Here is a 12951-nt window from a genome sequence, read left to right as displayed (position 1 = left end):
CCTCACGAATAGATGCAGTCGCGGAGCGTGATTAGCCCCTGCTGCAACTCTGTTTTTGGAGCCACAAGCGCGGCCCGTATAAAATTCTCGCCCGGGTTTTGCCCCGGATCGCCTTGGGAAAGATATGCGCCCGGCAGAACCCGAACCCCGGTTTCACGCCACAGCTTCAATGCGGTCTCTTCGCCGTTGTCGACCGGTAGCCACAGGAAGAACCCGGCCTCGGGTGACATGTAACCTTGCACGCCCGCAAACACCTCATCCGCGATAGCGTATTTTTCCTGATAAAGCGCGCGGTTTTGGATGACATGCTCTTCGTCGGCCCAAACACGTGCAGCGGCGGCCTGCAACGGCAGGGGCAGTGGCGATCCGGCATAGTTGCGCAGCTGCTTGACCCGTTTGATCGTATCCGGCCCGCCCGCAATCAGACCCGAGCGTAACCCTGCCAGGTTCGACCGCTTCGAGAGTGAGTTGAACAGCACCACACGTTCGGGGTCTGCGCCCATCTCTTGCGCGACGGTCAGGGCGCCCACTGGTGCCTCTTCACGGTAGATCTCGGAATAGCATTCATCCGCGAAGATGCGGAAATCGTACTTTTCGGCCAACCCGATGAGTTCGGCCCAATAGTCGCGCGAGGCCACAGCGCCCTGCGGGTTGGCGGGCGAACAGATATAAGCCGCGACAGTGCGGTTCAGCACATCCTCGGGCAGGCCTGCATAGTCGGGCAGATGGCCAGTGGCGGCAGTGGCTGATACAAAAACAGGTTCCGCCGCGACCGAGATCGAGGCTACCATATAGACCTGATAGAACGGGTTCGGGCACAGGATGACCGGCTTCTGGCCATTCTTTTCCTCGGGGCACAGCGCCATGGCGGCGTTATACAACCCCTCGCGCGTGCCGTTCAGTGCCATCACGTTGGTGTCGGGGTCCATCGTCACGCCATAGCGGCGCGCGATCCAGTCGGTGATCGCGCCACGCAGCTCGGGTGAGCCTTCGTTGGGCGGATAACCTTGAAACCCTGCGGCATTCTCAGAGATGACATCCGTCACCCAGGCCGGGAAATCATGAATCGGCGCGCCGATAGTCATGTGAATCACATCGCCGCCCGGCTGATGGTGGTCCAACAGGGTGCGCAGACGCGGGAAAGCGTATTCCGGTAGGTTCGAAAACCGCTCGGGGAAATTCATATCTACTGCCTCAAGTTCGGGATCATACCGCCCCGTTTTAAGGCAGGTTACAGGCCGCACCCCACTTCGTCCAGACAAAGTGGCGGCGAATCAGGGGATTGTGGCATTCAGGCCAATGCCGCCTCGGCCGCTGATCCGATCCGTAGCAGAGCCTCCTCGGACCCCGGATAGCCCATCATCATCAACCCGCAGCCCGGTGTTCCTGTCGGCAAGGTCAGCGCGGCCAGACCCATCAGGTTGCCGATCCGCGTGTTGCGCAGGGCCAGCAGGTTTTCGGTGACGTAGTAGTCGTGATCGGTCAGCAAACGCTCCAGATTGGGCGGCAGAATCGGCGCTGTTGCAGCCAGAACAGCATCAAACCCGGATGTGGCCACATCCCAGGCAGCGCGAGAGGCCTTCAGCTTGGACCACGCCGCGATGTAATCCGCACCCGAGACATTCTTGCCCGTGCGGAACCGTTCGAGGATTTCTGGATACATCGCATCCGGGTTGGCTTCGATCACATCGCGCCACAGGCCATAGGCCTCGGTCGTGTAAAGCACACCAGACAGCGCCATCGCATCCGCCAGTTCGGGCACTTCCAGCGGCACGATCTCGGCCCCTGCATCGCGCAGACGCTCCAGCGCGCTGTCATAGGCGGCACGAGGAGCGTCGCGCAGGTCATCCTTGGCGATGTTTTGCAGATCGGCAAAGCGGCGGCCTTTCAAGCCAGCGCCACGCAGGTCGGCGGGTGTGCGGCCTTCCAACAGGGCTAGCATATGCGCCGCGTCCTCAACCGACCGGGCCAGCGGGCCCACAGTGTCGAAGCGCAGGCACAGTGGTACCGTGCCTTCAAGGCTGACCCGCCCTGCGGTTGTTTTCAGACCCACCAGATTGTTCCATGCGGATGGAATACGAACCGAGCCTCCGGTGTCGGACCCAATCCCACAGGCCGCCAAGCCCCAAGCGACCGATGCCGCCGCGCCTGAGGATGACCCGCCCGGCACGGCATCCACATCATCAATGCAGGGCGGTGTGTCGGTGATGGGGTTCAGACCAAGGCCCGAGAAGGCCAACTCGCTCATATGGGTTTTGCCCAGACACACCGTGCCCATGGCCGTGGCGTTGCGCACGACAACCGCGTCCGCCTGCGGCACACGGCCTTTCAGCAGGGCTGATCCGGCCTCGGTCCCGGTACCAGCGGTATCGAACAGGTCTTTCCAGCTGATCGGCACCCCGTCCAGCAGCGACCGGCGCAGACCCAGCGCGGCGCGATCCTGCGCGGCTTTCGCCTCGGCCCGGGCGCGATCATGGGTGACGCGCGCATAGATGCGGTCGCGGTAGGGATGGGCGTCGATGGCGGTCAAATAGGTCTCGGTCAGCTCGACCGGATCAATCTGGCCCATGCCGATCCCCCGCCCCAGATCACACGCCGTCATGGTCAACCAGTCCTGCATCCCTGCCCCCTTGGAAAATTCTGCTGACGGGACGGTAGCGACAGGACCGCACATGGACAATCCCGAAAGGGCGCGCATATTGCGAGGCATGGAACACAAGACCGATATCCTGATCGTAGGCGGCGGGCTGAACGGCCCGGCTTTGGCTTTGGCGCTGGCCCAAACAGGGCATTCTGTCACCGTGATCGACAGCTTGGCCCAGAAAGTCCGCAAGAACGCTGCGTTTGACGGGCGTGCCTATGCACTGGCGCTGGCCTCGCAACGGCTGCTGGATGCTGTGGGCGTGTGGGATAAGGTCTCTGGTCACGCCCAGCCGATGCTTGAAATCAAGGTCACGGATGGACATGCGGGCGTGGGCCCCTCGCCGTTCTTCATGCATTTCGACCATGCCGAGATCGAAGAGGGCCCGATGGGCTACATGGTCGAAGATCGCCACCTGCGTCGTGCCTTTCTGGACGCCATGGCCGACGAGACCCGGATCACGCAGATCAACGGACGCACGGTTGTCGCGCAAGAGGCTGACGCGACCGGCGTGACCGTGAAACTGGATGATGGCGCGACCGTGACGGGCGGGCTGTTGGTGGGCTGCGATGGCCGCCGCAGCGGCACCGCTGCGCGCGCGGGCATCAAGCGGACGGGGTGGGATTACGGCCAAACCGCGCTGGTGTGTGCGATTGAACATGACCTGCCCCATCACGGTATCGCGCATCAGTTCTTCATGCCGCCCGGCCCGCTGGCCATCCTACCGCTGACTGGCAATCGCAGTTCGATCGTCTGGAGCGAACGGTCCGAAGCTGCCGAGCGCATCAATGCTCTGTCCGAGGCCGACTATATGCAAGTCCTGCGCCCCCGCTTCGGCGATTTTCTGGGCGACATCCGGCTGCAAGGTGACCGGTTCACCTATCCGCTGAACTTGACCATCGCCAATTCCTTTATCGGCGACCGCATGGCGCTGGTGGGCGACGCCGCCCACGGTATGCACCCAATCGCAGGGCAAGGCCTGAATGCCGGTCTGCGCGATGTGGGCGCATTGGCCGAGGTTCTGACCCTAGCTGGGCGACGGGGTGAGGATATCGGATCGGTGCTGGTGTTAGAGCGTTATCAGGAGTGGCGGCGCTTCGACACGGCCTCGCTGGCGATGGCGACAGACGTGTTCAACAAGCTGTTTTCCAACGACAATCCGCTTCTGCGTGCAGGCCGCGATATCGGGATGGGAATCGTCGGATCGCTGCCAGGCCTACGACGCGGCTTTGTGCGCGAGGCCGCCGGGTTGACCGGGGACCTACCCAAATTGCTGCAGGGTCGCGCGATTTAGTCCAGCTCGCGCGCCTCATCCACCAGCATCACCGGAATGCCATTGCGGATCGGAAAGGCCAGACCGGCGGCTTTCGACACCAGTTCTTGTTTGTCCGCATCATAGTGCAGGGTCGTGTGGGTCTGCGGGCAAATCAGCGCCTCGAGCATGTGACGGTCAAACGCGTGTTCAGTCATTGCAAATGTTCCTCGCTCGATCCGCCGCGCATGGCGAATTCGATCAATGTTACCAACGTCTCGCGCCGGGTCCGTAAGCACGGGGCCTCAAGCAGGGCTTGTTTCTCTTCAGGGTCGAAATCCAGCAGCATGGACAGCGAATTTACCAGCAACTCATCATCCGCGTCTTTCAGCGTGTCCCAATCGGTCGAAAGATTCTGCGACGAAAAGAATTTTTCCAACAGATTCAGGAACCGCGGTCGATTGAACCCGTCATCCTGTTCGGTTTTGCCCAAGTCCCGGTCGAACCCGTCCCATGACACCGCGCACCGCCGATAAGGGGTAAAAGCGTCGAGTTCAGATTTCACCCGAAACCGGGAAATGCCGGTCAGCGTGATCAGATAGCGCCCATCCTCGGTTTCAGAGAACTGAGTGACGCGTCCGGCGCAACCGATCTGATGCAGTTTGGAGTCGTTGTTCTGACAGGGGTTCGGCTGCACCATTCCGATCAACCGCTCAGGCGTTTTCAGGGCATCGTCCAGCATCTGCAAATAGCGCGGCTCGAAAATGTGCAGCGGCAGGCGCGAACGGGGCAACAGCAACGCCCCGGGCAAAGGAAAAACGGATACCGTTTCCGGCAGGTCGGCGGGATGCATCATAGACCGGAGTGTAGCTCTGTTCAGAAATTAGGCAAATATCATCGAGCTTAGTTTACGCCGCCCGTTCAAAACAATCGGGTCATTTGGCTTGAGCGCATCAAAGATCGTGAAGAGCTGCGCCTTGGCGGCGCCGTCATTCCACTCGCGGTCGCGGCGAAACAGGTCCAGCAATTGCGCGACGGCCTCTTCCACGTCCCCGTTCGCGTGCAGCGCCTGCGCCAGATCAAAGCGTGCCTGATGGTTGTCGGGGTCCGCCTCAACCGCCGCCTTCAGCTCGGCCACGGGGCCGGCATCGGCGGCCTGTTTGGCCAGTTCCAACTGCGCATGGGCGGCTTCCAATTCGGGCGCGTTGGAAATTTCAGCCGGAGCACCATTCAGGATCGCCTCGGCCTGTTCCAGATCATCTGCGGCGATATGCGCGCGCACCAGACCGCCGTAAGCGCCGGCATGGTTGGGATCTTCGCCCAAAATCGCGGCAAAAGTCTGGGCCGCATCGCTTGCCGCGCCCTCGGCCAGCATTTCCTCGGCAGCGGCAACGGCTTCGTCCAACTGACCACCGGGGCTTTCGCCGCCTGCCGCTTCGATCACCCGGTCAACGAACGCTTTGATCTCGGACCCCGGCAGCGCTCCCTGAAACCCGTCGACAGGCTGACCCTTGAAAAAGGCATAGACTGTCGGGATCGACTGAATGCGCATTTGCGAGGCGATCATCTGCGCTTCGTCCACGTTGATCTTGACCATCTTGACCGCGCCCTTGGCGGCGGTGACGGCCTCTTCCAGCATCGGGCCCAGCGTTTTGCACGGGCCACACCACGGGGCCCAAAAATCGACGATGACCGGCACCTCTTGCGAGGTTTCCACAACGTCGGCCATGAAAGTGGCCTCGGACCCTTCCTTGATCAGGTCGGCAGCGGCAGAGTCGGGGGCGGTATTCAGAAGATCCATGGCAGTCACTCTTTCGTTCGTACTTGCGCCCTATATGCAACCGCAACAGGCAGAAACCAAGGGCTGACTTGCGCGATTACAGGTCGAATGTGGCAAAGACCGGGGCGTGGTCGCTGGGTTTTTCCCACCCGCGCGCGTCGCGAAGAACGCGGCTGGAATGTCCCGCGTTCGAGATATCGGGCGTGGCCCAGACGTGATCCAGTCGCCGCCCCTTGTCCGCTGCCTCCCAGTCACGCGCGCGGTAGGACCACCAGCTATAGAGCTGCCCCTCGGGGATGTCCTGACGGGTAACATCAACCCAACCGCCTGCATCTTGCGTCTCAGCCAGCGCCTGGACCTCGATCGGGGTGTGCGAGACAACCTTGAGCAGTTGTTTGTGCGACCACACGTCATCTTCGCGTGGGGCGATGTTCAGATCGCCGACCAGAATGGATTTTTCGGGCTTTTCAGCGCGAAACCAATCGCGCATGTCGGCGAGGTAATCCAGCTTTTGCCCAAACTTTTCATTCACCTCGCGGTCGGGCACATCGCCACCTGCGGGGACATAGAAGTTCTGGATGGTCACGCCGTTTTCCAGCCGTGCCGCAATGTGGCGGGCGTGGCCGAGACTGGCGAAATCCTTGTCGCCCACCTCCTCCATAGGGATGCGGGACAGGATGGCGACACCGTTGTAGCCCTTTTGCCCCCGCGCAACCATGTGGGTATACCCCAGCTCGGCGAAGCCTTCGGTCGGGATCTTCTCGACCGGTGACTTGCACTCTTGCAGACACAACACATCTGGGGCCTCTTCCTGCAACAATTTCAGCACGATAGGCTCGCGCAGGCGGACCGAGTTGATGTTCCAGGTGGCAAGAGTAAAGGGCATGGGGGACTCCTCTGTCGCGGTTGGGCGCGACGTTAGCGCGGTGCGGGGCGGGGTGCCATCGGAAAAACCGGTATGTCAGAGCCGGCACGGCGCCGCATTCAGCAGGGCTTGCGCCTCGTTGAATATCTCATCGACGATCTGTGCGGCGGGCATCACCTCGCGCACCATCGAAACGCCTTGCCCGGACCAAAGCGACATTGCCTCGACATCGCCCTGTGTTTCGGGCAGCGGGGTATAGCTTTGGTACCGCACCACGGCCTCACCATCAGGACGGTGGCCGATAATTTCCTGTTCGTTGGGACGCTGGCCCGGCGCGGCGGACCCTGCGTCTTTCCACTTTTGCGCGGTGGAATTGGCCAGCGCCCGATGCGGGGCTTGCGGCCATTTCACATCATAGAGGTCGTAGTACCATTCGGTCTGCGCCTCGGTCGCGTTCAGGACGCGGCGGCGGTATTCGTCATGAATCGTGGCCTCAACGCTGGCCAGAAACCGGGTGCCGACCCAAACGGCCGAAGCCCCCAGCATCAACGCAGCCGCCATGCCGCGCCCATCCGCTATGCCCCCCGCCGCAACAACCGGAACCGAAACCGCGTCCACAACGGCGGGAATCAACGCCATGGTGGCGACCTGGCCCCAGACGTGGCCTCCGGCCTCCCACCCTTGGGCGACAATGATATCTGCGCCAGCCTCTTCCGCCGCCTTGGCCTCGGCTGCGTTGCCGACGCTGGCCATCACCAGCAAGCCGCCCGTTTTGGCTTTGGAAATCGCCTCAGGCTCCATCCCCCAGAACAGCGAAACCGCGTGAACCTGTTTGTCGATACAGGTCTGAAGCTGTTCCTCATACGGAAATTCAAGGTTGATATTGACCGCAAAGTTACGGTCCGTCAGGGCACGCACCGCCTCAATGCCGCTTGCAACCTGCGCCGCGGGTTTGCCCCACAACGGGATGACGCCATAACCGCCCGCATTGCAGACAGCCGCCACCAGATCCGGTCCCGCCGCGCCCCCCATCGGCGCTGACAAAATTGACTTTTTAATCTTCAACAATTCACGAATGTCACTGGACAAATCCCATCCCCCCAAAACGATGGGCCGAGTTGGCACCGGTACCGGGGGACAAGTCAAGCGCGTCCGGAATTTGGGTGGTCACGGACGGTGGCCGGGCGTCATACAGACTCGTTACACAAAAAAAGGCCGGGCCATCAGGCCCGGCAGTCCAACAGGGAGGTGCATGTCATAACCCGGACATGCGCGGGTTGGGAGTAACCTAATGATGACTTCAGGGTATCACTTTGATCCACATCAATCCACCGGCAGTTAAGAGACCAGACGATATCCGCCCGATTCTGTGACCAAAAGGCGAGCATTGGACGGATCAGGCTCGATCTTCTGACGCAGGCGATAGATGTGGGTTTCCAGCGTATGGGTGGTGACACCAGCGTTGTAACCCCACACTTCGTGCAGCAGCACGTCGCGCGCGACCACGCCATCCGCCGAGCGGTAGAGGAACTTAAGGATGTTCGTCTCTTTCTCGGTCAGGCGGATTTTGCGATCCTCCTCTGTGATCAGCATCTTCATCGCAGGCTTAAACGTATACGGCCCAAGAACAAAGACGGCGTCTTCGGACTGTTCGTGCTGGCGCAGCTGGGCACGGATGCGGGCCAAAAGAACCGGGAACTTGAACGGCTTAGGAACATAGTCATTGGCACCGGCATCCAGGCCCAGAATGGTGTCGGCGTCGCTGTCGTGACCGGTCAGCATCAGGATAGGGCTTTTGACGCCCTGCTTGCGCATCAGGCGGCACAGCTCGCGCCCGTCCGTATCAGGCAGACCGACGTCCAGAATAACAAGGTCATAAATCGCCTCGCGGGCTCGCTCCATGGCCGAGGCACCATCTGACGCTTCGAACACGTCAAAGTCTTCTGTCATCACGAGCTGCTCACTCAGCGCCTCGCGCAGGTCTTCATCATCATCCACCAGCAGGATTTTCTTAAGCTGTGCCATTCCCGGTCCTCCTAAGCCTTTTCGGACACTTGCGTGTCGAATATGCAATCAACAAGGTTTGCTGCAATCGTCTCACGCCCTCGTGTCCGGCGAGTAGGAATTATTTCACATTTCCTGCGGATCAGGATACAGAAAGAGGCTGATCGTTACAGGGTAACATAAATGAGTCTTATCCCCGACATATCGGAACTGCTGGCACGCGCCCGCGCGGACCTGCGTATGGGTGTCCCGGTCGTGCTAACAGATGACAGTGGATTCAGCGTGCTGGCCATTGCCTCAGAAACCCTGAGCGCCCAAAGGCTTGCGGATTTGCGCAGCCTTGGCGGCGAGCCAGTGGTTGCAATCACCGTAAGACGAGCTGAGACTCTGAAAGCGCGGGCCTATGACGGTGATCTCGCGCGGGTGGTCATTCCGGCAGATACCGATATCGGTTGGGTTCAGGCTGTGGCCGACCCTTCGGACGATCTGAACGCACCTATGAAGGGCCCCCTGATGACGGAACGTCAGGGTAATGCCAATCTGCACCGCATCGCCATTGCGCTGACCAAATCAGCGCGTCTGCTGCCCGCAACCGTTGTGGTCCCGGTCGAGGACGGGCGCGCATTTGCCGCGGCGCACGGTCTGACCTGCATCGACCACACTCGCGCCGCACCGCATCTGGCCGATCGCAGCATCCTGAATGCCGTTGTCGCCGCGCGCCTTCCGATGGAGGTGTCCGAGGCAGGCCGGTTGCACGTATTCCGCCCCGAAGATGGCGGCGAAGAACATTACGCCATCGAAATCGGCCGACCGGACCGAAGCAAACCAGTATTGGCGCGGCTGCATTCGGCCTGTTTCACCGGCGACCTGATGGGCAGCTTGAAATGCGATTGCGGCCCGCAACTGCGGGGGGCACTGGCGCAGATGGGTTCGGAGGGCGCCGGGGTGCTGCTCTACCTCAACCAAGAGGGGCGGGGCATTGGGTTGGCCAACAAGATGCGCGCCTATTTCCTGCAAGATCAGGGGTTCGACACGGTCGAAGCCAACCACCGGCTGGGTTTCGAGGATGACGAGCGTGATTTCCGATTGGGTTCGGATATTCTGAAATCGCTGGGATTCAACTCGGTCCGATTGCTGACGAACAATCCTGCCAAGATTGCGATGATGGAGAAAACCGGCATCGCCGTGACCGAGCGTGTACCGCTGAAGGTGGGCGAAACCGCGCATAACCGCGGATATCTGGCAACCAAGGCGGCCAAGTCCGGCCACTTGCTGTGACCCCGCAAGATCTGGTTCTGACCCCGCGCGGCGTTCGGTTTGCCGGGCGTTTGTTTCCTTGCTCAATCGGCAAAGGCGGGCTGAGCAACGACAAACGCGAGGGCGATGGGGCGACCCCGACCGGCATTCATCACATCGTCGGGCTTCTGTACCGACCGGATCGTGTTGTGGCGCCGACCTCTTGGGCGATCCCGACTGGACCGCAGGATCTGTGGTCCGATGACGGAAGCGATTCTCGATATAATCAACTAGTACGCGCGCCCTACCCGTTCAGCCACGAGAGACTGCGCCGCGCTGATCCGCTCTACGATGTTGTGCTGCTGACGGATTGGAACTGGCCCAATGCAGTTCCGGGTCGTGGGTCGGCTATTTTTCTGCATCAATGGCGGCGACCCGGATTTCCGACCGAAGGTTGCATTGCCTTTCGGCGCGATCATCTGCTCTGGATCGCGCAAAGGGTGCTGCCCGGGACGCGGGTAGTTATTCCTCGGGCCTGACGCGTTCGCCAAAGATCGCCGAGCCGACACGCACATGGGTTGCACCCAAGGCGATGGCCTTTTCGAAATCGTCGCTCATACCCATCGACAGCCCCTCAAGCCCATTGCGGGCGGCGATCTTCGCCAGCAATGCAAAATGCAGTGCGGCTTCTTCATCGACCGGAGGGATGCACATCAGCCCGACGACCGGCAGATCCAGCGCCCTGCATTCGGCAATAAACGTGTCAGCTTCGGATGGTTTAATGCCAGCCTTTTGCGCCTCTTCCCCCGTGTTGACTTGAATGAACAGGTCAGGGCATGCGCCCACTTCTTGCGCCAACCGTGCTAGTGTCTTGGCCAGCTTGGGGCGATCAACTGAGTGTATTGTGCTGAACAGCTCGGTCGCCTGACGGGCTTTGTTGGTTTGCAAAGGGCCGATCAGGTGCAAATCGACATCGGGATATATTTCCATGAAACCGGGCCACTTTCCGGCCGCTTCCTGCACCCGGTTTTCCCCAAAGCTCCTGTGGCCCTGCGCCAGAACGTCCAGTACGCGGTCGTTCGGCTGGACCTTGGACACCGCGATCAGTTTGACACTGCCAGCAACGCGTCCTGCGGCAGCCTCGGCCTTGGTGATACGGGTTGAGATATCGTGCAGCGGCATGGGTTCCCTCGAATTGACCTGAGCGCAGGAAAACACCATGTCGGCGCAAAAGAAAAGGGCAGGCCCGAAGACCTGCCCTTAAACCATGCGGTTCAGCTCAACTTAGAATGCAAAGAATGCACCGAAGTCTGCGCGCAGTTGCGAGTCTTCACATGCGTCGCAGTCGCTGTTGCCGATACCACCGCGCAGCGATGCACCGCCACCCAGGTCGTATACCGCGCCGATACCATACTGCTGGGTGTCGCCGTCTGCGCTACCGTCGCCGTAAGCGAAGCTCAGAGTTGTCGCAGCGCCCAGGTTGTAGGCTGCCGACACACCCCATGCAGTGCCGTCTGTTTCAACTTCACGAGTACCGATGATGGTAGTCGGTGTGTCTTCGTCTGCAACAAACCCAGTCAAATTCCAGTCACCGAAATCTGCACCCAGAGTGAACACCAAGAGGTCTTGGTCATCTGTGACGTCGCCGCCATCGGTTTCACCATAGGCCAGCGCCGCGGTTACGTTGTTGAAGGTGTAAGTTACGCTAACGTCCCAACGGTCTGCGTCGGTGGTGGTACCCAGGCCGTCGTTCGCGAAGAAGGTGCGCTGGTCGTAAGACGCGCCAAACGCGAAATCGCCAACTGCATACTGGAAGAACACAGCATTCGAACCCGCGCCGGTCGACGAGAAGGCCAGGAAGTTATAGTCAACACCCGAGTACTGACCGATGAAGCTTTCCAGGCCGGGCTCGTTACCGTAGTAGTTCGCCAAGTTGTCGAAGGCGCCCGATACGTTGCCTGCGTCAACACGCAGACCTTCGTACTGAACGGTGAAGCGTGCACCGCTCAGCTGAGCTTCGCTAGCTTCGCCGTTACTGGCGTTTTCGTCAGCCTGCAGGCGAACACGAGCCGAGAACTCAACGCCGCTATCGGTATCGACAACGCCGTCGATGTTCAGGCGGAAACGCGAGACCAGAATGGTTTCGTCAGTTTCTGCAGTCGTCGCAACGGTTGTTGTCGCCGTGCCGCCGTCGATTGTGGTGATGGTGATATTGGTAGTCCCAGTCGCTTGTGCGCGATCTTCCAGGTACCCGATACCAAAGCGACCGTAGCCGCTGAATTTGATTTCGGCCGACGCCATGCTTGCGGTTGCCAGCAGAGCGGTCGATGCGAAGAGAACTTTTTTCATCTTGTTTCCCTCGGTTTCAAAGTTTTTCTACTCGACACATGTCTTTGCACGTGTCTCAGCACGGGAACCGTTTCGCTCTTTTTGCCCCCCTCACGCAAGCTTGGCATAAAGCCTCGCGCCCTATTGGCCGCAGATTGGTGCAAGGATGCCACAGTTGATTGCCTGGCCCGCCACACCAACAAACCCACCCTAAAGTGACAAGAATAGGCTTGTTGCGGCACCTGACCTTGTCTAGGAGTATCTCTGAACGAGTGAGACCCAATGAAATAGGACCCTTCGACGATGCGCCCGCAGACGATTTTCGGTATGATCCTTGTGACCGCCCTGGTCTCATCTTGCGGGCTGGGCAACTCTGAACTACCGAACCCAAACCTGCAACTTTCGTCAGACGGCACCAGCACTGCTGAGCGCGAGTTGAATGACCCGAATCGCTCGACGATCTGGGATGTGTTCGATACCGCCGATGCCGAGCAGGTCACCAATGTGAATCGCTACCTGTGGTCGGCGTCTCTGGACATTCTGAACTTCTTACCTGTCGAAGAGGTGGACCCCTTTACCGGTGTAATCGTAACGGGTTACGGCACACCTCCGGGTGGTGGTCGTCAATATCGCGCCACAGTGCATATCAGTGATCCGGCCCTCGCGGCGCGTTCGCTTTCGGTATCGCTTCAAACCAGCGGAGGCGCTCCTGTCAGCGCTGCAACCACGCGCGCGGTTGAAGATGCAATCCTGTCGCGGGCCCGTCAGTTGCGGATTGCGGACAACAAGCTCTAGCCACCCGCTGCAAATCACAATATTACCACGCCGGGCTCTGTCCCGGCGTT

The 12951-nt window shown here is 60.2% G+C and carries 14 protein-coding genes; 4 read left to right on the top strand and 10 right to left on the bottom strand.

Annotated features, from left to right (window positions below; all coding sequences use genetic code 11):
• Nucleotides 1–2 precede the first annotated feature (2 nt).
• Nucleotides 3–1184 (bottom strand): aminotransferase class I/II-fold pyridoxal phosphate-dependent enzyme, encoded by a 1182-nt coding sequence (locus ACR3E7_RS16130; RefSeq protein ID WP_480505283.1) that lies wholly within the window; start codon nt 1182–1184, stop codon nt 3–5.
• Nucleotides 1185–1291: 107 nt separating this feature from the next.
• Complete coding sequence (locus tag ACR3E7_RS16125) at nt 1292–2620, bottom strand: amidase (RefSeq protein ID WP_480505281.1); 1329 nt, start codon at nt 2618–2620, stop codon at nt 1292–1294.
• A gap of 52 nt (nt 2621–2672) precedes the next feature.
• On the opposite strand from ACR3E7_RS16125, the gene ACR3E7_RS16120 reads away from it, so the two are divergent.
• A complete protein-coding gene (locus tag ACR3E7_RS16120; protein WP_480505279.1) occupies nt 2673–3935 on the top strand; it encodes an FAD-dependent monooxygenase in 1263 nt (420 codons plus the stop codon).
• Here ACR3E7_RS16120 and ACR3E7_RS16115 read toward each other — a convergent pair.
• From ACR3E7_RS16115 to ACR3E7_RS16090, 6 genes are all read right to left on the bottom strand, one after another.
• Nucleotides 3932–4111 (bottom strand): Trm112 family protein, encoded by a 180-nt coding sequence (locus tag ACR3E7_RS16115; protein ID WP_170355381.1) that lies wholly within the window; start codon nt 4109–4111, stop codon nt 3932–3934. The genes ACR3E7_RS16120 and ACR3E7_RS16115 overlap by 4 nt on opposite strands.
• A complete protein-coding gene (locus ACR3E7_RS16110) occupies nt 4108–4749 on the bottom strand; it encodes an LON peptidase substrate-binding domain-containing protein (RefSeq protein WP_480505277.1) in 642 nt (213 codons plus the stop codon). The genes ACR3E7_RS16115 and ACR3E7_RS16110 overlap by 4 nt, the downstream gene beginning before the upstream one ends.
• 27 nt (nt 4750–4776) lie before the next feature.
• Nucleotides 4777–5694 (bottom strand): thioredoxin, encoded by a 918-nt coding sequence (trxA, locus tag ACR3E7_RS16105; RefSeq protein ID WP_480505275.1) that lies wholly within the window; start codon nt 5692–5694, stop codon nt 4777–4779.
• 76 nt (nt 5695–5770) lie between these two features.
• Nucleotides 5771–6559, bottom strand: a complete 789-nt coding sequence (locus ACR3E7_RS16100) for an exodeoxyribonuclease III (RefSeq protein ID WP_480505273.1) — start codon at nt 6557–6559, stop codon at nt 5771–5773.
• Between the two features lie 75 nt (nt 6560–6634).
• Nucleotides 6635–7663, bottom strand: coding sequence for an NAD(P)H-dependent flavin oxidoreductase (locus ACR3E7_RS16095; RefSeq protein WP_480506641.1), 1029 nt, complete (start codon nt 7661–7663; stop codon nt 6635–6637).
• A gap of 213 nt (nt 7664–7876) precedes the next feature.
• Nucleotides 7877–8563, bottom strand: a complete 687-nt coding sequence (locus ACR3E7_RS16090) for a response regulator transcription factor (protein ID WP_170355386.1) — start codon at nt 8561–8563, stop codon at nt 7877–7879.
• A 162-nt stretch (nt 8564–8725) separates the two neighbouring features.
• Between ACR3E7_RS16090 and ribA the strand changes: the two genes are divergently transcribed.
• Entirely contained in the window at nt 8726–9820 is a 1095-nt protein-coding gene (ribA, locus tag ACR3E7_RS16085) for a GTP cyclohydrolase II (protein WP_170783079.1), read from the top strand.
• On the top strand, nt 9817–10317 hold the full coding sequence (locus tag ACR3E7_RS16080) for a L,D-transpeptidase family protein (RefSeq protein ID WP_480505269.1): 501 nt from the start codon (nt 9817–9819) through the stop codon (nt 10315–10317). The genes ribA and ACR3E7_RS16080 overlap by 4 nt, the downstream gene beginning before the upstream one ends.
• Here the strand turns inward: ACR3E7_RS16080 and ACR3E7_RS16075 are convergent.
• Nucleotides 10301–10960, bottom strand: a complete 660-nt coding sequence (locus ACR3E7_RS16075; protein WP_480505267.1) for a YggS family pyridoxal phosphate-dependent enzyme — start codon at nt 10958–10960, stop codon at nt 10301–10303. The genes ACR3E7_RS16080 and ACR3E7_RS16075 overlap by 17 nt on opposite strands.
• Nucleotides 10961–11062: 102 nt before the next feature.
• Nucleotides 11063–12127, bottom strand: a complete 1065-nt coding sequence (locus ACR3E7_RS16070) for a porin (RefSeq protein ID WP_480505265.1) — start codon at nt 12125–12127, stop codon at nt 11063–11065.
• Between the two features lie 282 nt (nt 12128–12409).
• Here ACR3E7_RS16070 and ACR3E7_RS16065 point away from each other — a divergent pair, with 282 nt between their 5' ends.
• Nucleotides 12410–12901 carry a DUF3576 domain-containing protein gene (locus tag ACR3E7_RS16065; protein WP_480505263.1) on the top strand — a complete coding sequence of 164 codons (492 nt, stop codon included), beginning with the start codon at nt 12410–12412 and terminating at the stop codon, nt 12899–12901.
• The last annotated feature ends 50 nt before the right edge of the window (nt 12902–12951 follow it).

The sequence above is a fragment of the Ruegeria sp. BK1 genome, from assembly GCF_056535645.1.
The sequence above is the reverse complement of the archived record's forward strand: the minus strand, read 5'-3'. Positions and strand labels throughout refer to the sequence as shown.